The organism is Butyrivibrio sp. AD3002, from assembly GCF_000420905.1.
GTDB lineage: Bacteria > Bacillota > Clostridia > Lachnospirales > Lachnospiraceae > Butyrivibrio.
In genome coordinates this window covers 35,253-56,834 of the sequence record NZ_ATVV01000023.1, presented here as the reverse complement: position 1 = coordinate 56,834, position 21,582 = coordinate 35,253, and the positions used below count along the sequence as shown (strand labels likewise).

At 44.3% G+C, this 21,582-nt stretch carries 19 protein-coding genes; 18 read left to right on the top strand and 1 reads right to left on the bottom strand.

Translation table 11 applies throughout. The features are described 5' to 3' along the window. The first annotated feature begins 119 nt into the window (after positions 1-119). The 11 genes from G596_RS0115030 to G596_RS0114980 all read left to right on the top strand — a co-directional run bounded on the left by G596_RS0115030 (position 120) and on the right by G596_RS0114980 (position 10,713). Positions 120-1,622 (top strand): GH39 family glycosyl hydrolase, encoded by a 1,503-nt coding sequence (locus tag G596_RS0115030; RefSeq protein ID WP_022762650.1) that lies wholly within the window; start codon positions 120-122, stop codon positions 1,620-1,622. A gap of 125 nt (positions 1,623-1,747) precedes the next feature. After that, complete coding sequence (locus G596_RS0115025) at positions 1,748-1,963, top strand: hypothetical protein (RefSeq protein WP_022762649.1); 216 nt, start codon at positions 1,748-1,750, stop codon at positions 1,961-1,963. Continuing rightward, a complete protein-coding gene (locus G596_RS0115020; RefSeq protein ID WP_022762648.1) occupies positions 1,960-2,856 on the top strand; it encodes a hypothetical protein in 897 nt (298 codons plus the stop codon). The genes G596_RS0115025 and G596_RS0115020 overlap by 4 nt, the downstream gene beginning before the upstream one ends. Before the next feature lie 49 nt (positions 2,857-2,905). Next, positions 2,906-3,058, top strand: coding sequence for a hypothetical protein (locus G596_RS25295; RefSeq protein WP_196805237.1), 153 nt, complete (start codon positions 2,906-2,908; stop codon positions 3,056-3,058). Positions 3,059-3,077: 19 nt separating this feature from the next. Beyond that, positions 3,078-3,470, top strand: a complete 393-nt coding sequence (locus tag G596_RS0115010) for a hypothetical protein (protein WP_022762646.1) — start codon at positions 3,078-3,080, stop codon at positions 3,468-3,470. Between the two features lie 68 nt (positions 3,471-3,538). Further along, positions 3,539-4,207, top strand: a complete 669-nt coding sequence (sdaAB, locus tag G596_RS0115005; RefSeq protein WP_022762645.1) for an L-serine ammonia-lyase, iron-sulfur-dependent subunit beta — start codon at positions 3,539-3,541, stop codon at positions 4,205-4,207. A 96-nt stretch (positions 4,208-4,303) separates the two neighbouring features. Further along, on the top strand, positions 4,304-5,188 hold the full coding sequence (gene sdaAA, locus G596_RS0115000) for an L-serine ammonia-lyase, iron-sulfur-dependent, subunit alpha (RefSeq protein WP_022762644.1): 885 nt from the start codon (positions 4,304-4,306) through the stop codon (positions 5,186-5,188). A gap of 64 nt (positions 5,189-5,252) precedes the next feature. Beyond that, positions 5,253-6,443 (top strand): nickel pincer cofactor biosynthesis protein LarC, encoded by a 1,191-nt coding sequence (gene larC, locus G596_RS0114995; protein WP_022762643.1) that lies wholly within the window; start codon positions 5,253-5,255, stop codon positions 6,441-6,443. An 86-nt stretch (positions 6,444-6,529) separates the two neighbouring features. Then, the gene (locus G596_RS0114990) at positions 6,530-7,960 is read left to right on the top strand and encodes a TldD/PmbA family protein (RefSeq protein WP_022762642.1); all 1,431 of its coding nucleotides are present in this window, start codon (positions 6,530-6,532) and stop codon (positions 7,958-7,960) included. 38 nt (positions 7,961-7,998) lie between these two features. Further along, entirely contained in the window at positions 7,999-9,306 is a 1,308-nt protein-coding gene (locus G596_RS0114985; protein WP_022762641.1) for a metallopeptidase TldD-related protein, read from the top strand. 99 nt (positions 9,307-9,405) lie between these two features. Further along, positions 9,406-10,713, top strand: coding sequence for a GGDEF domain-containing protein (locus G596_RS0114980; RefSeq protein WP_022762640.1), 1,308 nt, complete (start codon positions 9,406-9,408; stop codon positions 10,711-10,713). An 85-nt stretch (positions 10,714-10,798) separates the two neighbouring features. Here G596_RS0114980 and G596_RS0114975 read toward each other — a convergent pair whose 3' ends face one another. Then, on the bottom strand, positions 10,799-12,592 hold the full coding sequence (locus G596_RS0114975) for a methyl-accepting chemotaxis protein (protein WP_022762639.1): 1,794 nt from the start codon (positions 12,590-12,592) through the stop codon (positions 10,799-10,801). Between the two features lie 286 nt (positions 12,593-12,878). On the opposite strand from G596_RS0114975, the gene G596_RS0114970 reads away from it, so the two are divergent. The 7 genes from G596_RS0114970 (at position 12,879) to G596_RS0114940 (ending at position 21,280) form a co-directional block, all read left to right on the top strand. Next, the gene (locus G596_RS0114970; protein ID WP_022762638.1) at positions 12,879-13,151 is read left to right on the top strand and encodes a hypothetical protein; all 273 of its coding nucleotides are present in this window, start codon (positions 12,879-12,881) and stop codon (positions 13,149-13,151) included. A 29-nt stretch (positions 13,152-13,180) separates the two neighbouring features. After that, positions 13,181-14,449 carry a histidine--tRNA ligase gene (hisS, locus tag G596_RS0114965; RefSeq protein WP_022762637.1) on the top strand — a complete coding sequence of 423 codons (1,269 nt, stop codon included), beginning with the start codon at positions 13,181-13,183 and terminating at the stop codon, positions 14,447-14,449. A gap of 2 nt (positions 14,450-14,451) precedes the next feature. Then, positions 14,452-15,843 carry an MATE family efflux transporter gene (locus G596_RS0114960; protein ID WP_044928799.1) on the top strand — a complete coding sequence of 464 codons (1,392 nt, stop codon included), beginning with the start codon at positions 14,452-14,454 and terminating at the stop codon, positions 15,841-15,843. Positions 15,844-15,867: 24 nt separating this feature from the next. Beyond that, complete coding sequence (locus tag G596_RS0114955) at positions 15,868-17,178, top strand: HlyC/CorC family transporter (RefSeq protein ID WP_022762635.1); 1,311 nt, start codon at positions 15,868-15,870, stop codon at positions 17,176-17,178. 99 nt (positions 17,179-17,277) lie between these two features. Beyond that, entirely contained in the window at positions 17,278-17,427 is a 150-nt protein-coding gene (scfA, locus tag G596_RS22410; RefSeq protein ID WP_022762634.1) for a six-cysteine ranthipeptide SCIFF, read from the top strand. 125 nt (positions 17,428-17,552) lie between these two features. Further along, complete coding sequence (gene scfB / locus G596_RS0114945) at positions 17,553-18,980, top strand: thioether cross-link-forming SCIFF peptide maturase (RefSeq protein ID WP_022762633.1); 1,428 nt, start codon at positions 17,553-17,555, stop codon at positions 18,978-18,980. A 20-nt stretch (positions 18,981-19,000) separates the two neighbouring features. Continuing rightward, entirely contained in the window at positions 19,001-21,280 is a 2,280-nt protein-coding gene (locus G596_RS0114940) for a protein translocase subunit SecDF (protein ID WP_022762632.1), read from the top strand. The last annotated feature ends 302 nt before the right edge of the window (positions 21,281-21,582 follow it).

Below are 21,582 nucleotides of genomic sequence, written 5' to 3'. Positions count from 1 at the left end.
GATAAAAACAATATTGTTTTAGAGTGCGGGAGCCTTATGTGCTACATTAAAAATGCAGCATATAAGGCTTTTTATCTTATAGAAAATTTTATTTTATAGGGAACAGGGAGAATCAGGGTATGAGCAGAGAAAAAATAATCGTAAAAAAAGATAACAGGATGGAATTCAATAATAACGTGGATTACTGCGTCGGCACGGGAAGGCTCGGACTGGCACTGACAGAGGAGTATTTGAAAGAGCTCGAATTTGTACAGAACATGATCGGCTTTTCCTACATAAGAGGGCACGGTCTTTTCTCTGATGATGTGGCTATCTACAACGAGTACGAAGAGGACGGCGAGACAAAAGTAGAGTACAACTATATTTATATAGACAGGATTTTTGACAGCTTTTTGCGACTTGGCATCAGGCCTTATCTTGAGCTTGGATTCATGCCCGGCCAGCTTGCCAGCGGAACCCAGACGATCTTTTACTGGAAGGGGAATACCACTCCACCCAAGGATTACAAAAAGTGGACAGATATGGTTATTGCTCTTCTGTCACACCTCAAAAAGCGCTACGGAGAAGAAACTGTGACATGGCCTATTGAGGTGTGGAATGAGCCCAATCTGCCGGGCTTTTGGTACAAGGCTGACATGCAGGAATATTTCAAATTATTCAAGGAGACGTTTCTTGCAATTAAGAACTATGACTCAAGATATAAGGTCGGAGGGCCTGCCATCTGCGGCGTAAGGGATGCGGAGTGGATAGAGGCTTTCCTTGAGTTTTGCAAAAAGGAGTGCATAAAACCCGACAGGATTACCAGACATCATTACACTGTGGAATTCCCGGAGCGCATCGGACATTATGATTATTCCAAACTGGAGGATCCAAAGATGCGTTTTGAGAATCTTCAGTCCACCAGGGATATTGTGGATTCTTATGATGAATTCAGAGGACTCCCCATACATCTGTCGGAATTTAGCACCTCGTATACTCCAAGGGGCGTAATCCATGATACAAATTTGAATGCCGCATATCTTGCCGGGCAGCTGGCGGGACTTGGGGATGTGAATGAAGCATATTCCTACTGGACCTTCGGAGATGTGTTCGAGGAGCAGGGAGTTCAGCATTCCCTATTCCATGGAGGCTTTGGAATGGTTGCGGATGGGAATATTCCCAAGCCGACCTTCTGGACTTTCTATTTTTATAAGCAGTTAAAAATGTTTGGCACAGATTGCGTATACCGTGAGGACAAGGCGGTGATTGTTAAAAATGATTCCGGCTATGCGGGAGTATTGTGGAATATAGGTGAGGAGGAGATTAGCGCTGATTTGGACTTTGAGCTTCCGGAAGCCGGTGAATATACACTTATCAAAAAGACTGTCGATGAGACCTGCTGTAATCCCTTGAAATTGTGGCACGACTTGGGAGAGCCGGCATACCCGTCGAAGGCGGAGAAGGAAATGATTAAGAGCGCCGCATGGCCTCTTACGACGAGCTCCATTGAAGTATCAAAGAACGGAACGGCGGATGTTTCATTTACATTGAAAAAGCATGGAGTATTATATTTTACTCTCACTAAGAGAGATTTCACTCCTGACCGAGGCTATGACTACGACAAGGTGATTTCGTTTCATTAACACAAAATGGAATATAATTCGCAGCGGATGCTTTTCGTATTTTTAATTTCAACTTTATCGGAGGTTTAGATTTCTGGAATATAATATAGAGAGGCTTTATAATTATTGAATGAAGGAAGTTCTGAATGGAAAGATATATAGCATCTAAACGAATCTGTGATAAAAATATTGATATACTCAAACTGGATGAAGAAACTTTGGCATATATGAGAGATAAAGATATCGAGACTATCAGAGATTTTATCGGTGTTCAGAATAAGTTAAAACCCAAATATGCAGACGTGGTAAAAAAGAAAATCAAGTATCTGATCCAGGCAATGGAGAGACGAGGGATAAAATGACAGCTTATTATCATCTCCCCGGTTTATTCGAATTTTATGACTTATACAAAATCTTCCTGCCGCTCTTTAGAGAGCGCAGGGAGTATTTTTATGATTGGTGTGAAATAGGCTCAATTTATGGCGCTCCCGGCGATTGCACATGGGGTGGCGGAAGAGTGGGTTTCGGAGATGCAGACCCGGAAGAGGTGGCCTTGCTGATGAAGCAGTACGGAATCTCTGCGCGGCTTACGTTCAGTAATTCTCTGCTTGAGGAGAAGCACCTTTCCGATAAGAAGTGCAATTACTTGTGTGCTTTGTTTGAGAAAAGCGGTGCAGAGGGGAGTAACGGAATAATACTTCACTCAGATATTCTTCTTAAATATCTAAAGGAAAACTATCCCGGTTTTTATTTTGTTTCAAGTACGACAAAGGTGTTGACTGAGTTTTCAGAGCTTGAAAAAGAGCTTGACCGCAGTGAATTCAGCTATGTTGTACCGGACTTCAGACTAAATAAGGAATTGGATAAACTATGCGCACTTTCACCTTTGCAGAAGCAGAAGGTGGAATTTTTGTGCAATGAATGCTGCTGGTTTGATTGTTATGACAGAAAGAATTGCTATGAAAATGTCAGCAGGAAAAGTCTCGGTGAAAACTGCGCCGATCATGCCTGCGTTTCTCCCGAAGCAGGCAGAGGCTACCGCTTTTCCGATGCAATGAAGAACCCAGGTTTTATCGGAATTGAAGATATTCAAGAAACATACATGCCTGCGGGCTTCTCCAATTTCAAAATCGAAGGGAGAAGCCTTGGAAGCGCCATTATTCTGGAATTCTTGCTCTATTACATGACAAAACCCGAATACCAACTAAAAGTCAGGGAAGAAGTATATCTGGACAGCATGCTGGATTTGTTTTAGGTCTATTGGGGGTAGACATGGGATATGGGGCATATCATACGGTGTAACTATGCCTATTTGTGGTATAATTTCTTTTAGGAAGAGTAAGATGCGCCTTGAAGAATCTGTGACCAGAATAGAAGTTATTCGCAAGATTGCTGAAAACTATGCCCCTAATTATGATGTGGATGCTATTCTTCAGGAATTAAGTAAAGAATCATGATGTGATATCGGGAGGAGATATGGAACAGGTAATAGCTCTTTTGGGAGAAAAGGTGGAGGAAGTTTTACCCATGGTAGGAGAGAATCTGGATGGACTTGTGTCGTTAGTAGTCTGGATTCTTGTGCTATCAGTATTTGGAAGAGTTTTAAGAAAAAAGGCCGGACAAACGGCAGCTAAGAGCGGAACGGCTGACAGCAGTAAACGTGAAGCTTCATCGATGCCGCACGCGCATAAGCCGGTCGGGGTATATAATACATACAATAGGAAAAATGCAAGAAACGACGCAGGTGCTATGCCTCACAGACATGAAAAAGGGCACAATACCTCCATGCCGGATGCGTCGAGGCTTCCAAAGGGTTACATCCTGTTAAACGGCGAACCCGTAAGAGTTGCAGACCTTGATGGAAAATAATAAGATGAGCAGATTCTAGCGCTTTTTGTGTGATGTGTCTGCTCCATTTTTTTAATGGAGGTAATTCCATGAATGTTTTCGATATTATAGGACCGGTGATGATAGGACCTTCGAGTTCTCACACTGCGGGTGCAGTGCGGCTCGGCAGAGTTGTCAACAAGCTTATAGATGACAGAAAACTAAAAAAGGTTGAGATTACCCTGTCCGGATCTTTTGCCCAGACTTACAGGGGACATGGAACGGACAGAGCACTTCTCGCAGGAATAATGGGATATAAAAGTTATTCTCCCGAGATCAGGGATGCGCATAAGATTGCAGCCGAGCGGGGAATAGAGTACACATTTATAAAAGAGAACATCAAGGGAGCACATCCGAATACCGCGCGCATTCATTACTTTCTTGAAGATGGTTCCGAAGGCGTGATGCAGGGTGCCAGCGTAGGCGGAGGCAATATTCTTGTAAAACAGATAAACGGGATGGACGTGGAATTTTCCGGAGACAACAATACAATCCTTGTGATGCACGAGGACAAACCCGGTGTTATTGCGAGCGTCACAAATATGATGCACTGGGAGCATGAGGACCTGAATATCTCTAAGTTCCATCTCTCGCGCCAGGAAAAGGGCGGAGAAGCTATCATGACTATCGAAATAGACAACAAGCCGCCGGAAACACTGGTAGATGAGATAAGAGGCATCGACCACGTCCTTAATGCAATTCTGATCAAAAGAGTTTAGCGAGCAACATTAAGCCTTCCCCTAGGGGGAAGGCATAACAATAAAGCCTTCCCCTAGGGGGGAAGGTGGCGCGAAGCGCCGGATGAGGGGAACAAAATGTTAAAATACGAATCCATCAGCGATCTCGTGACCGCTGCAAATGCCCGAAATATAAAGCTCAGTCAGCTTGCTCTTGAGGATCAGGCTGAAAGCATGGGAATAACAGAGCTTGAACTTTATGAAAAGATGGAAATCAATTTCGATGTTATGAAGAGATCCGTTCAAGAGGGCATGAAGAAGGATCTTAAGTCGACGTCCGGTCTTACCGGCGGTGAAGGCTATATCATGAACGAATACGCAGGAAAAAATGATGGCGGACTCTGCGGGACAAATATGTCAAAGGCGATAGCAAGAGCACTTTCGGTAGCTGGCTGTAATGCGTCAATGGGGCGAATAGTTGCGGCGCCCACAGCCGGGAGCTGCGGCATTTTGCCGGGAGCATTGGTTTCCCTATACGAGGACAGAGGCTTTGATGAAAAGGACATTGTGATGTCAATGTTCACCGCGGGAGCTATCGGAATGGTTGTGGCAAACAGAGCAAGTATCGCAGGCGCTGAGGGAGGGTGCCAGGCTGAGTGCGGAAGTGCGGCAGCTATGACGGCAGCAGCCCTTGTGGAGCTGATGGGAGGAACTCCTGCACAGTGCGCAGATGCATGCGCTATGGCAATCTCTAATCAAATGGGACTTGTGTGCGATCCTGTGGCAGGACTGGTGGAAATTCCCTGTATTAAGAGAAACGTATCGGGACTGATGATAGCTTTTTCCTGTGCTGACATGTCGCTTGCCGGAATTAAGGCTCACATTCCTGCCGATGAATGCCTGGATGCTATGAAAGAAGTCGGAGATGTGATGTCGACAACCCTAAAGGAAACTGCGGCCGGAGGACTGGCGACGACCCCTACGGGAATAAAATTAAAAGAAATGGTGTTTTTAGATAAATAAAATGTGATATAATTAAGTAGTATACAATTTAATTCTCGTAACCATCGAAAGGATAACAATTATCATGAAAACACTTTATATAGAATGTAAGATGGGAGCTGCGGGAGACATGCTCTCAGCAGCCCTTTTGGATATCTGTGAGAACAGAGATGAGATACTTGAAAAGCTTAATGAAGCCGGGATTCCCGGGGTAACTTATGAGCTTGTGACTTCAGAAAAATGCGGAATTACAGGAAAACATCTGGAAGTCAGGGTAAATGGAGAAGAAGAGACAAGTGAGGATGTGGGCCATCATCACCATGAGCATGGTCACAGCCATGATAACGAGCATCACCATAGCCACAGAAGCCTCCATGATATCGAGCATATAATTGAATCACTGAAAATAGAAGAATCCATTAAAAAGGACATCCTTAACGTATATAAACTGATTGCAGAGGCAGAGAGCACCGTTCACGGTGAGCCTGTATCCGAGATACATTTTCATGAAGTAGGCAGTATGGATGCCATTGCAGACATCACGGCGACCTGCTTAATTATGAATGAAATAGGTCCGGCCAGCGTGATCGCATCTCCCATCCATGTGGGAAGCGGTCATGTAAAATGTGCGCACGGAATTCTTCCGGTTCCCGCACCTGCCACCGCAATTCTTTTAAAAGGTATTCCGTCCTACAGCGCAGATATCGACGGAGAACTATGCACGCCCACAGGTGCTGCACTTATCAAATACTTTGCAAAAAGCTTTGGACCTCAGCCTATTATGAGTGTAGATAAAATCGGTTATGGTATGGGTAAAAAGGATTTCGCAAAGGCAAACTGCGTAAGGGTGATGCTTGGCAATGAAGATGATGAAGCTCTCACCGATACCATCACAGAACTCATCTGCAATCTCGACGACATGACTCCCGAGGCAATAGGCTTTGCAACTGAGCGTCTCATGGAAGAGGGTGCTTTGGACGTATTTACCACTTCTATTTTCATGAAGAAAAATCGGCCGGGAACCATGCTGACAGTCCTCTGCCGGGAAGATAAAAAAGAAGAATTGGTCAAAAAGATTTTCAAATATACAACAACCATCGGTATTCGTGAGCACATCAGCAATCGCTACGTGCTTCACCGTGAGGAGAAAACGATAACTACTCCCGATGGAGAAATACGTGTAAAGGAAGTCTCCGGGTACGGTGTAAAGCGTGAGAAGAAAGAGTACGAAGATCTTGCAAGGATAGCGAGAGATATGGATGCAGGATTGATGTGAGTCTGAAGAAAAATTAGTCTTTATCTTTCCCGAGAGTATATAATAGAGGAGTATTTGTGCAAAAAATATAATGTTAGGAGTATTTTATGAAAGCAAAGTTTTCTTTATACCTTACAGAGCTTGCACCCGGCCTTAAAATGCTGATCGATGAGCTCTCGGAGGAATATGATTACGTAAGCGTTCTTGCCAGCGATTCCAAGGGCTTTTCTATACAGGCATCGCAGAAGAGCAAGGCGATTACGAGCGAAAATATGACGACCGAAAGAGGCTGCGTTGTCAGAGTATATAAGGATGGCCTTTACAGCGAGTATTCGTTCAACAAACCTGATAAGGATGTGAGCGCTTTCGCCTCAAAACTAAAGAATATTCTGAATGACCAGTTTGAAATTATCAAAAAGACTTCCACAGAAGTTTTTGATACGGATAAGCTTGACGACGAGCCCTGCGAGCTTTTCACAGAGATGGAGACTGATATCATGCCTCAGGATGTGGATCTCGGGGCACTTATGGAAAAACTCCAGAGCTACAGCGACAGAGCCGTAAAGCTTAAGGATTTCATGATAGATGCACCCGCATCCGCAAAGTCCACCCACGTCTGCAAGATGTTCCTCACAAAGAACAGAGATATGCGCCAGAGCTATGTCTACACAGAAGGTTCTATTCTTGCAATAGGTGCTAAGAACGGCAGAAATACCATGTCAATCGAGGGTGTTTCGGGAAGAAGCGGTGCCGGAATTCTTGACGACCTTGAGGAGAAAATCGAGGTGGCTGTTAATTCTGTTGGCGATATGCTGGATGCCGATCCCGTGATTCCCGGGGAATATGAGATTATCACAAGTCCCGAAGTTACTGGACTTATCGCCCATGAGGCCTTCGGCCACGGCGTTGAGATGGATATGTTTGTAAAGGGCAGAGCTCTCGGTGCGGAGTATATTGATAAGCGTGTCGGTTCAGATCTTGTTTCGATGCACGAGGGTGCAAACTGCGTTGTTGACGTTGCAAGCTATGCCTTTGACGATGAGGGTACACTTGCAGGTGATGTTACAGAGATTGATCACGGCATTTTGAAAACAGGTGTCTGTGATGCTCTTGCTGCGCTCAGACTTGAAACAAAGCCCACCGGTAACGGTAAGCGCGAGAACTTCGAGCACAAGGTTTATACACGTATGACAAATACGATGTTCGACAGCGGAAGTGACTCCAAGGAGGATATGATCGCTTCAGTTAAGAAGGGCTACTATCTTGAGGGTATGTTCTCCGGCATGGAGGATCCGAAGCACTGGGGCATTCAGTGCATCGTTGCGAGAGGCCGTGAGATTATAGACGGCAAGTTCACGGGAAAAGTTGTTGCTCCTGTAGTTATGACCGGTTATGTGCCGGATCTTCTCGGCTCAATTTCAATGGTAAGTACAGACCGTGAATCCTTCGGTAACGGCGGCTGCGGTAAAGGACACAAGGAGTGGGTTAAAGTCTCCGACGGTGGCCCTTACCTGAAGGCGGTTGCTAGACTAGGTTAAGTACCTCGAAGCGCCTTCCCCTTGGGGGAAGCTGACGGATGAGGGGAAGACGAAAGGAAAAGAAAATGACAGACAAGATTATAGATATTCTCAAGGCCTCCGATGCGGACGGCTTTGAGATTACAGATACAACAACACTTGCGTATGAGTTTTATTTCATAAAGCACAGACTGGACCAGAACAGAGTAAGAGATGTAGAGCATATTAACGTCAAGGTTTACAAAAAGCTTGACGACGGCAAGATGCTCGGAAGTGCTTCGGGAGAGATATACCCGACACTTACGGATGAAGAGATAAAAGAAGAAATCGATAAGCTCATCTCAAGGGCTGAAAATGTAAAGAACCCTTTTTATGAGCTTAATAAGCCCGAAGATTATGAGGTATCAAAAAGTGAGGACGTGGATGTTTCCCAAATTGCGGAAAACTTCGTAAAGGCAATGAAGGAGCTTCCGGAGACGGATACAGAGTACATCAATTCCTATGAGATTTTTGCTGAAAAGAATAAGAGAAGATTCATCAACTCTGAGGGAATCGACATAAGCTTTGAATATCCCTCATCAATGGTTGAGGTTGTGGTAAATGCCAGGGATAAAGAGCATGAGATCGAGCTCTATCGCATGTATAAGGCAGGAAGCTGCGACAGTGAGAACCTGAAAAAGGACATTGCAGAGGTACTCAGATATGGTAAGGATAAGCTGATCGCGAAACCTACTCCGAAGCTTGGAAAGGCAGCAGTTGTTTTCCCGACAAGCGATGCGGTCCAGATATACAGCTGGTTTGTTGAAAAGTGCAATGCGGGTTTTATATACAGCAAGTATTCCGATTGGGAGATTGGCAAGGAAGTTGCGCCTAGGGCAAAGGGAGATAAAGTTACCCTGAAATCCGTAAAATACCTGCCGAACTCATCAAAAAACTTCGATGTGGATGATGAAGGTGCTGTAATAAGGGATATGACAGTTCTTGATAAAAATGTTCCCACCACCTTCTTTGGTGGAAGAAGATTCAGATATTACCTTGGAATCAAGGATTCATACCTTGCATGCAATTTTGATGTGGAAGGCGGTTCCAAGACTTCGGAAGAGATCAGAAGCGGAAAATACCTTGAGATAGTTGAATTTTCGGATTTTGCTGTTGATTCCATCTCGGGAGATATCGCGGGAGAGATAAGACTTGGTTATTACCACGACGGCGAAAAGGTTACCCCTGTAAGCGGAGGTTCGATTTCAGGCTGCATGACAGACTTTGTGAATGAGATGTATATGTCAAAGGAAAAGCGCCAGTATGACAACTTCAACATTCCTGCGCTCACAAGACTTGAGAATGTCAGCGTCACAGGCGTTGGATAAGCGTGCATACAGGCTGAATTTGATATATAATAAATAAGTTAATGGAATTCATTCTCAATAAAAAGAATGATTAGAGGACCCATTGCAGAGGGAAGGAAAATGTCAAGAAAGAGCCTGGAAAGCTATACGGAAAAGGAAGTACTTGAGCTTTTACATGAAAATGTCGACGCTGTTATTCTTGTGGATGCAACAACCAACAGATACAGGGCAATGACTCGCAGAAATATGTTCAAAGAGTTTATTGAGGAAACCGGTGATTATCATGACCTGATAGAGAAGCTCTGGTTTCATATTGAGGGTTCAAGTGAACTGATTACTGACGAGTACAAGGCATTTGTATCATACTATGCGGATTTTAAAGGAAAATTCAGCAGAAGACTGAAGGTTTTTCTCGAAGGCAGCAGTACACCTCGTTTTGTACAGATGCAGGTTTATCCGACAAGAAATGAGAAACAGTATATTTTTGTCATGGATGAACTTGACGACGATGAGTATGTTGAGGAATTCATGACCACCAAAAAGGTCAATACGATACAGAACACCTATCTGTTTTCAATGTACGTGGACCTTGTTCAGGATACGACCAGCAGTTTAAGCGTGACGGAGATATCCGATGAGACTGTGAATTCAAGCATAAAATATTCAGAGTGGCGCTTGATGACTGTAAATATGATCGCTCCGGAGGATAAGGATCAGTTTCTTAAGATCACGGATCCTGAATACCTGAAGGCCAATCTGGCACCGGGACGCACAATATCGCTTGACTGTATGATGATGAACCTTGAGGGTACATATATCTGGGTAAAACTCATTTTCAGCAGGACTGCAACAGCTAATGAGGATGACTTCAGATTTGTCTTCATGGTACAGGACATTCATGAGAACTTTGAAGATATCATGAGTACCTTAAGGCAATACGAGGAGCTTGCGATAGCCGATTCACTGACGGGACTTCTCAATCATGGCGGAATTAAGACGGAGATACTTAACGCTATCGATGCACATAAAAAGGAGGGAACGTCTGTATCCCTCATGATGATCGACATTGATTTCTTTAAGCAGGTTAATGATAACCACGGACATTCCACAGGTGATCGCACACTTAAGAAATTCGCGCACATCATTGAAGAGACGGTTGTCGATAAAGACGCCCATATTGGCAGATGGGGAGGTGAAGAATTTGTCATTGTCTACAGAGGGAAGACCGGAGATGAGCTTTATGAGGTATCTGAAACTTTGAGGAAAAATGTTGAAGCAGCAACTTTTCCGAAAATCGGTCAGCTGACCTGCTCTGTAGGTGTTACAGAGCTTCGCGATGAGGATTCCTTCGACGATGTATTCAATCGTGTGGATAAAGCACTTTATATGTCAAAGGAAAGTGGCAGAAATAAAGTGACTTTAAAATAATTGGTTTTCGAATTACTTCGAAATAATTAAAGGCTTGGGACCAAAGATTGATCCCAAGCCCTATTTATTGTTTCAAGAGATTTTTTTAGATATTTATGAACTGTCTTGTGCTCTCGCTCAGCTTTTCTGTAACATCGTTGTTGGTGTCCATAGCGGAACTGATGCCGCTGATCTCGTCGACGATGTCCTGAGAGTTCTCTGCGGACTGGTTGATCGCATCGGAAGCCTCGTTTACAGACTGTGAAATAGAGGTAACGGAATCACTCATTTCTTCCATAATAGTGTTGAGGTTCTGAGTCTGATCAGCTATGCCGTCAAGCATCTCATTGATGAGCTTTGCGGTTTCTTCGTATTTCTCACCTGTCTCTACGAAAGCATCGTAGTCACTAAGCACTGTGGTGTTGATGAAATCAAGAACCTGCATAGCGTTGTCGGCCAGTGTGGTAACCGCCTGGGTAACCTCATTACTGATATCCTGGATGTTGGCAGCTGTCTGGCGGGAGTTGTCGGCAAGGGAGCTGATCTCTTCAGCAACAACCGAGAATCCGCGTCCTGCTTCACCTGCTCTTGCCGCCTCGATTGAAGCATTGAGGGCAAGGAGGTTAGTCTGTGAAGCGATATCAAGGATGACATTGGTAAGCTCGTTGATCTGCTTAACCTTTTCACTATCCTTAACGGACTGCTCAAGCACTCCTGAGAGGTTCTCCATCTTGGCACCGGTATTCTCCTTCTTGTGGAGGGCGCCATCTTTTATCTCGATAGCTTCAGCTCTGATCTCCTCAGCCTTAGCAGTACCGTCTTCAACACCAAAGTTGATGTTGTCGGTAGCTTCCTTGACGTTGTCGAGCTTCTCGTTCATCACCTTGGAGGTATCTGATACGTTCTGCATGCTTGCTGCGAGCTCTTCAAGAGCTGCGGAAGTATTGGTTATATTATCGTTGGCTAAAACGATCTGGTTTGTCATACTCTCAGAGGATTCGGTAAGTGTAACCGTTCCGTTCTTAACCTCTCTAAGGATGTTCTGAAGGGTTTCCATAAAGTGGTTGAAGCCCTGCTTGATATGCACAAGCTCGGAAGAGGTCTTTGTCTCAAGTCTTACTGTCAGGTCGCCCTGATGGTTATTGATATTGGTGATGATATCATTGATCTCATCGGCAATGAGATTAACCTTTCGGCCCACCTTGCGATAGTTGAAGAAGCAGAATGCGATGATGCAGATGATATATACTGCCATATTCAAATTAACTACTCCGATTGCTCTCATGGCTTTTGCATAGACAGCTTCACTGGACTGCTGCTGAACGGCATCAATTTCTTTATCAAGAATTTCAAGTTGTTCCTTCATGGTTGTAAGCTGATTTGCACATTCGACATAAACGACCTGAATGATTGTGTCTACATCACCTGTCTGAGCAGCTGTTACAACTTTTTCATAACCTGTTTTGTAAGTGGCATAGTTTTCGGCTATAACTGCAGCAGCTTTTGAAGCTGTACTGTCTGCGCCGGTAAGTTCTGTAAATGTTGATGTTATTCCGGCGGATGCTTCGTCCATTTCTGCAAGACAGTTCTGAAGCTCCGGAACCTTAGTCTCAATCTGGCCCAGACCCTTTATTGTTTCATAGTTTGATGCAAGGGCAAAACCATCATTGTCCACAATACGCATGTCTACTTCAAATACACGCATATCATTCATAACACCCTGCACCTGCTCAGCTTGAGCTATGGAGTTCTTCGTGATATTCATCATTTCAGTAACAACTACTGCTATAGATATTGCGAACAAAATCAGCAGTGCAAGATAAGTCATAAGACTCATCCCGGCAACGGTCTTAATAAATGGGATTTTCTCGAATCCGCTGTTGTTTTCGTTGTTAGCCATTTGTACGATCTCCTTTACGAATACATGTACGTGAATACACTACACTATAATTTTACGATAAAACGCATGAAAATAAGCATGTTTACAGTAATTTAATAGATTTTATAATTCGTTAACTCAAACTTCGCACAGCCCCCAGAGCTCCGTCCGCCGGCCCCGGGGTGTGCGAAGTTTGAATTCCGACTTGTATTTTTAGCCGGTCACATATATCATATTTTGATGTATGCCTTTATATGGTATGATGATAAGGATTATTTAAGACTTTATCTTTGCTTATGGGGGAAATATGGCTAAGAATTTTGGTCAGGAACTGAAAATGACGCAGACAGGCTTTTTGACGTCAAAATCCGGAAAGACATTCATAAGGATTTATTTTTCGCGGCCCAGATCGCTGAGGGAGAACGATACTGCTGAGGGCATTATTCCGGGATATAAAATTCTCAAATCCGACGGATTTGAGGAAGAGGAGATTGCGGCCCTGGAGTTCTACATCAAGCATAACCGCGAGGAAATCGTAAAGCGTGCAAAAGTACTCAGCAACCCTTTGCGGTGGTTGTAAGGATAAATAAAGAAAGAAGAGGTTAACGAATGACACTTATAAAGAAACCCGTAACGGGAATGAAGGATATACTCCCTGAGGAGATGAAACTCAGAGATTATGTGATCGGTATTATTAAGGATACATATGCAGGATTTGGATTTACTTCCATAGATACACCCTGCGTAGAATCTCTTGCAAACCTTAACAGCAAGCAGGGCGGCGAGAACGAGAAGCTCATCTTTAAGGTAATGAAAAGAGGAGAGAAGCTCAATCTCGAGACCGCAAAGGAAGAAAACGATCTTACGGATTCGGGACTTCGTTATGACCTTACGGTTCCGCTTGTAAGATACTATTCCAACCACCAGAATGAACTGCCTTCACCTTTCAAGGCACTTCAGATGGGCTATGTATGGAGAGCAGACAGACCGCAGAAGGGACGTTATCGTCAGTTTATGCAGTGTGATATTGATATTCTCGGTGAGCCCACCAATCTTGCTGAGATAGAGCTTATCCTTGCTACGACAACAACTCTCGGAAGACTTGGTTTTAAGGGCTTCCAGATCAGAATAAATGAGAGACGTATGCTTAAGGCCATGGCTGCGTATGCTGGCTTTACAGAGGAATCCTATGATTCTGTTTTCATAACACTTGATAAGATGGATAAGATTGGTCTTGAGGGTGTTGCGGAAGAACTCCTTAAGGATGGTTTTGCCAAGGAGAGCATTGATAAGTACCTTGACCTCTTTAAAAATGTTGAAGGAAAGGGTGCTATTGAAGGAATAAGCTTCCTTGCTGATACTCTCGGCGACTTCCTTGACGCTGACGTTAAGAACAGCCTTCAGGAGATCATTTCAAGTGTTGATGCTACAAAGAGTGCGGAGTTCGAGCTTGTATTTGATCCCACACTTGTTCGCGGTATGAGTTACTACACAGGAACTATTTTTGAGGTAGCTATGCCTCAGTACGGTGGAAGCTGCGGTGGCGGCGGACGCTATGATAAGATGGTCGGCAAGTTTACGGGTCAGGACACACCTGCCTGCGGATTCTCAATCGGTTTTGAGCGTATTATCATGATCATGATGGATGAAGGCTTCAAGATTCCCGATGAGAAGGATAAAGTCGCTTTCCTTATTGAAAAGGGTATCGGCGGCGAGCAGCTTTCCGAAATTATCGCCGAGGCACAGAAGGAGAGAGCAAACGGACGCCAGGTCCTTGTTGTGCGCATGAACAAAAATAAAAAGTTCCAGAAGGAACAGCTTGGTGCTCAGGGCTACGCAGATTTCAAGGATTTCTACAAAACAGAATTTAAGCATTGATTATGAAAAACAGAAACAGAAAATACGAGATAGATATGACTAAGGGGGCTCTTCTTCCGAAGATTCTCCTTTTTTCCATACCTTTAATTATCTCGAGCGTACTGCAGCTTCTATTTAATGCTGCGGATATAGTAGTGGTAGGCCAGTTCGCGGGAGACGATACCCTGGGAGCCAACTGCGTTGCGGCAATAGGCTCAACGGGCTCTGTCATAAACATGCTCCTTAGTGTATTCATGGGTCTTTCCGTGGGTGTCAATGTGCTTGCTGCCAGATATTTTGCGGCAAGACAGAAGAAGGAGATGGAAGAGACAGTGCATACGACAGTTGCACTTGCTCTTATCGGCGGAATTATTATTGCCGTTATAGGTATCCTTGTTTCCAGACCAATTCTGGAGATGATGGGATCTCCGAAGGAAGTAATTGACCTTTCGACTTTGTATATGCGAATATATTTTATCGGAATGCCGGTAACAATGTTGTATAATTTCGGTGCGGCTATTTTGAGGGCGACCGGAGATACCAGAAGGCCTCTTTACTACCTTATGAATGCAGGCGTGATAAATGTAATTCTGAACCTGATTTTTGTAATAGGCTTTCATATGCATGTTGCGGGTGTTGCACTGGCAACAATCCTTGCGCAGGCCGTATCAGCAGGTCTTATAGTAAAGGCGCTGATAACAACGGATGAGATGTATAAACTGAGCATCAGAAAAATCAGAGTGGACATGGACAAGACAAAGAGGATAGTTCGTGTCGGGCTTCCTGCAGGACTTCAGGGTGCGATTTTTTCATTTTCAAATGTGCTGATCCAGTCCTCAATCAACGAATTTGGTTCCGTTGCTATGGCGGGAAGTGCGGCGGCAGCAAATATTGAAGGCTTTGTATATATGGCGATGAATTCCGTATACCAGGCCTGCGTATCCTTCACCAGCCAGAACGTCGGTGCAAACAAGCCGGAGAGAATCGGTAAGGTACTTAGAACCTGCCTTGCGGTTGTATTTGTGGTCGGAGCTGTGATGGGGAATGTTTTCTATTTCTTTGGTGCACAGCTTGTTAGCATATATACCAAGGAGCCTGCTACAATTCAGTACGGCGTTCAGCGTATGGCAGTTATCTGCACGGTTTATTTCCTCTGCGGATGCATGGATGTCATCTGCGGAAGCCTCCGAGGAATGGGATATTCCACTGTGCCAATGATAGTTTCGATCATTGGAGCCTGCGGACTTCGAATTGTATGGATACTTACTGCGTTCAGGATATATCACGACCTTACGGTACTTTATATATCCTATCCTGTGACCTGGACAATTACATCTACCGCACATCTTATCAGTTACTTTATAATTAAGAAAAAAGTGGTATCGAAGATGGATGGCGGTACTGTTACAGCATAACAACACCTAAAGGGGGACAAAGACTTGCAACAAAATATAATACAGTTGATCGTTCTGATTCTTCTTGTATTTTTATCGGCGTTTTTTTCATCTGCGGAGACGGCCATGAGCTGTGTCAGCAGAGTCAGGATTAAGACGCTTGTGGAGGAAAACAATAAGAGAGCTCTGGCGGTTCAGAAGATTCTCGATGATTATCAGAATATGCTCTCGGCGGTTCTTATCGGCAACAACATAGTCAATCTGTCTGCTTCCGCTCTTGCGACGATTTTTGTTCAGAGATTGTGGGGCGACTGGGCCATCAGTATCGGAACCGGTGTTTTGACTATCGTGGTTCTCATAATCGGTGAGATTATTCCCAAGACCATTGCGACTACTTATGCCGAAAACATGGCGCTCTTTTACGCGAGAATAATTCTTCTTATAATGACAATCCTCTCTCCGGTTATCTGGATTGTTAATGCGGTGGCGGATATTGTGCTTAAGATATTAAGAGTTGATAAGAATTCACATCAGCTTATGACGGAAAAAGAGCTCAAGACCTATGTCGATGTAAGCCATGAGGACGGAGTAATCGAAAGCGGTGAGAAGGAAATCATCTACAACGTGTTCGAATTTTCCGATGCGGTTGCAAAGGATGTCATGATTCCCAGAATAGACATGAGCTGTGTAAGCTCCGATGCTGAGTATCATGAGGTTATGCGTGTTTTTAAACAGGAGATGTATACCAGAATCCCTGTTTATGAGGACAATCAGGACAATATCATCGGTCTTATCAATATCAAGGACATGGTGCTGGTTTCAGATAAGGATAACTTCAAGATAAGCGACTATCTGAGAGAGGCTTATTACACCTACGAATATAAAAAGACGGCGGATCTTCTTATGGAAATGAGAAAAAATGCGCAGAATGTTGCTTTTGTCCTTAGTGAATACGGAGCAACCGTTGGTATGATCACTCTGGAGGATCTTCTGGAGGAAATCGTCGGAGAGATACGTGATGAGTATGACTCCGATGAAGAAGAGCAGATAAGAGAGCTCGGAGGCGGAAGATTCCTCGTAGAAGGTAATATGAAGCTTGATGATATCAATGATGCTCTGGGAACCGCTTTTGAGTCTGACGACTATGATTCCATCGGAGGCCTTATGATTGAGAGTCTCGACAGACTTCCGAGGGGAGGCGAGACCACAAAGCTTGAAAACGGTGTGGAGCTCACAGCGAGTGCCATAAAGAGAAACCGTATCACGGATGTTCTGGTTTATATTCCGGAGGGCGCTTTTGACACTAAGGATAGCGGCACTGAGAACGAGGATGAAAAAGGTAGTGCGACTGGGTGAAAAAGTGCTTTTCGCAGGGGACAAATTATGGTATACTACTGGAGCGTGGAAAACTGTGTTGTTTTTCAGTATTAATCCTGAATGAAAAGGAGAAGAGTTATGAAGCATGTAAAGACACTTGCAACAAGAAATCTTAAGGAGTCAATGAAGAAGGGCGGCTGCGGCGAATGCCAGACATCATGCCAGTCTGCATGCAAGACTTCCTGCACTGTTGGTAACCAGAGCTGCGAGCAGGTTGCTAACAAGTAATAGGTGTATTTAACTAAATAGTTATAACTAAACAGGCAGCGGCCATGCCGCTGCTTGCTTTATGAAAACTGTGAGGAATACATTTTTACAACATCACATATTAGAAAAGGTAGTGAGAATTTTATATGGTACATGCATACAAGAACAACGGCTATGATATTGTTCTGGATGTAAACAGTGGTTCTGTTCACGTAGTGGATGACATTGTTTTTGATCTTATCCACCCCGTGGAGGAGCAATTGATTAAGCGCTTTAAGTCAGCCGACATCACAGCAGAGGGTGCTTCTGATGCAGATGATGAGGCTCTTACTTCAGAGCTGGCGGCTGCCCTTTCAGGTGACTTTGACAATTACAGTGAAGAGGACCTGAAGGATGCGATTTCCGATATATTGGAGCTTCGAAGAGGTGAAGTCCTTTATACCGATGATGTCTATGAGAATTATGTTGAGGAGTTCAAGGAGAGAGATACCGTAGTCAAGGCGCTTTGCCTCAATATCGCGCATGACTGCAACCTCAGATGTAAGTACTGCTTTGCCGATGAGGGTGAATATCACGGCAGAAAAGCGCTTATGACCGAGGAAGTCGGTAAGGCTGCTCTTGATTTCCTTATAAAGAATTCCGGTGGCAGAAGGAATCTTGAAGTTGACTTCTTCGGAGGAGAGCCGCTTCTTAACTGGGATGTGGTTAAGAAGATAGTAGAGTACGGACGAGGCCTTGAGAAGGAACACGACAAGAACTTCCGTTTTACACTTACAACCAACGGAACTCTTTTAACAGATGAGATACTTGAATATGCCAATAAGGAGATGGGGAACATCGTCCTTTCAATAGACGGACGCAAGGAAGTAAATGATAAGATGCGTCCCATGCGCGGAGGTCAGGGAACCTATGATAACATCGTTCCCAAGTTTAAGAAGGTGGCGGAGAGCCGTCATCAGCTCAGATATTTCGTAAGAGGAACCTTTACGCACAACAATCTGGATTTCTGTGAGGATGTTAAGCATCTTGCGGATCTCGGATTTAAACAGATCTCGGTTGAGCCGGTTGTGGCTAAGCCTGAAGACTGGTACGCAATCAAGGATGAGGATATCCCTTATCTTTGCGAGCAGTATGATGAACTTGCCAAGTTTTATCTTCAGAGACATAAGGAAGGGAAGGGCTTTAATTTCTTCCACTTCAACATTGACTTAGAGGGCGGTCCCTGCGTAGCTAAGAGACTGTCGGGCTGCGGTTCGGGATGTGAGTATCTCGGAGTTACGCCCTGGGGTGACCTTTATCCTTGTCACCAGTTTGTCGGTAATGAAGATTTCATTATGGGTAATGTCTTTGACGGAATCACAAGAGATGATCTCCGCAGACAGTTTAAGGAGAGCAATGTGTACTCGAGACCGGAGTGTCAGAAGTGCTTTGCAAGATATTATTGCAGCGGAGGTTGTGCTGCAAACGCCTACAATTTTAACGGCGACATAAATACAACCTATCATACGGGATGCGAGCTTCAGAGAAAGCGTATAGAATGCGCAATCATGATTAAAGCCGCACTTGCCGAATGAGTATAACGGAGGGTTAAGAAATGAAAAGAGTAAAATCAGTAATCGCTTTGCTGGTAGCGCTGTTGCTACTTGGCGGACTTGGCTATACTTCATATTATGGCCTTGGAAGCGATAAGTCAGGTTCACTTAAGAGTATCAATCTCGGACTTGACCTGGCTGGTGGTGTCAGTATCACCTATGAAGTTGTAGGCGACGGAACACCCAGTGCCGAAGACATGTCAGATACTATATACAAGCTCCAGCAGCGTGTAGATCAGTACAGTACAGAGTCACAGGTTTATCAGGAGGGTTCCAACCGAATCAATATCGAGATTCCCGGTGTTACAGATGCCAACAAGATTCTTGAGGATCTAGGTCAGCCCGGTAATCTGTACTTTATTGCACAGACTGACAGCCAGGGTAATGAGAACTACACATACAATTCAGGTTTCACTGTAGATGAGGATGGCAACTACGTTCTTTCAGGCGATGGTGAGATCGGATACGTACTTAACAAGACTATCGAGGAACTCGAGGCTGAAGGTTCAATCGTCCTTAAGGGTGAGGATGTTGCGCAGGCTGAGGCAGGATATCAGAATTCCGGTACAGCCAACACTCAGGAAGTAGTTGTTTCTCTTGAGTTTACAGAGGCCGGAAGACAGGCATTCGCTGAGGCTACCAAGAAGGCTTATGCTAACGGCGAGTCAATCGGTATCTACTATGACGGTGAGTTCATTTCAGTTCCTACCGTTCAGGCAGAAATTACAGACGGAAGAGCTATCATCACTGGTGAGAAGACTTTCGAGGATGCTGCAAATCTTGCATCCATGATCCGTATCGGTGGACTTAAGCTTCAGCTTAACGAACTTCGTTCCAACGTAGTAGGAGCTCAGCTTGGTTCAAATGCTATTCATACAAGTATGATCGCTGCAATCGTAGGTTTCTGCGCAATCATCTTATTCATGATTGTTCTGTATAAACTGCTCGGTGTAGCTGCAAGTATTGCACTTATGTTCTACTGCGGACTGGAGATTCTTCTTCTTTCTGCATTTGAGATTACACTTACCCTTCCGGGTATCGCAGGTATCATCCTTTCAGTAGGTATGGCCGTTGATGCTAACGTGCTTGTATTTGCACGTATCAGAGAGGAAATTGCAGGTGGTAAGGATGTAAAGGGAGCTATCAAGGTCGGCTACAGCAAGGCTCTTTCAGCTATCCTTGACGGTAACATCACAACCCTTATTGCGGCAGCAATTCTCGGACTTCGCGGAACAGGTACTGTTAAGGGATTTGCTTCCACACTTGCACTTGGTATTGTTGTTTCAATGTTCACAGCTCTCTTTGTTACAAGAGCTATTACAAATATCTTCTACGGCCTTGGCTTTGAGGATAAGAAGTGGTATGGACAGGCAAAAGAACTCAAGCTTTTCGATTTCACTACAAAGAGAAAGATGTTCTACGGTATTTCTGCAGCAATCATCATTCTTGGATTTGTATTCATGGGTGTAAATGCAGGACGCGGACAGGGCGCATTCAACTACAGCCTCGACTTCGTAGGTGGTACATCCACAAGCGTAACCTTTAACGAGGAATGGACAACAGAGAAGCTTGACAGCGAGGTTGTTCCGAAGATCAAGGAGCTTACAGGTGTTGATTCCGTTCAGGTTCAGACTGTTGCAGGTTCCAACCAGGTTATCTTCAAGACTGTAACACTTACAGTAGATCAGAGAGAAGCAGTTGATAATATGTTCAAGACAGATTACTCTGTTCCTGCAGAGAATATCGCTGCTGAGAGTATCAGTTCCACAATCAGTAATGAGATGCGTACTGATGCGACAGTTGCTTTGATCATCGCACTTGTACTTATGCTTGCATATATCTGGATCAGATTCAGAGATATCAAGTTCGGTGCAGCAGCTATCATTGCCCTTGCACATGATGCACTTATCGTAATTACATGTTATGCACTTACAAGAATTCAGGTCGGTGGTACTTTCATCGCTGCAGTTCTTACAATTATCGGTTATTCAATCAACGATACTATCGTTACATTCGACCGTATCAGAGAGAACCATATTTTCATGAATCGTCAGGATCAGCTCGAGGAGCTTGTTAACAAGAGTGTAAGCCAGACAATTACACGAAGCTTGTTTACATCCATCACAACTTTCATCATGGTTCTTTCACTTGCTATTTTCGGTGTGCCGGATATCCGCTTCTTTGCACTGCCTCTTATGGTCGGTGTAGTAGCCGGAACATATTCATCAATCTTTATCGCATCACCGATATGGCTTGATCTTAAGAAATTCAAAAAGAACTAATAAAGAGGGCTGCCGCAGATAGCTACGGCAGCCCGTTTTATTTCAAGAGGAAATGGCTCGGGGATGACGGGGCTAAGTGTCTGCCCCTGGTGCGATTTGGCAATATATATAATATTTGCTCGCGGCGAACCGGACACTTCGATGAGCCCTAAGAAGCAATCCCTGCGTGCAATGGCACTTGGGATTGCCAGGTCTCATCTGCGTGGTTCGCAATCTCGCAAAGTATTATATATATTACCTAATCACCCGTGGCGCAGACACTTAGCCCTCGTCATCCCGGCGATCCATTTTATTTTGAAGGT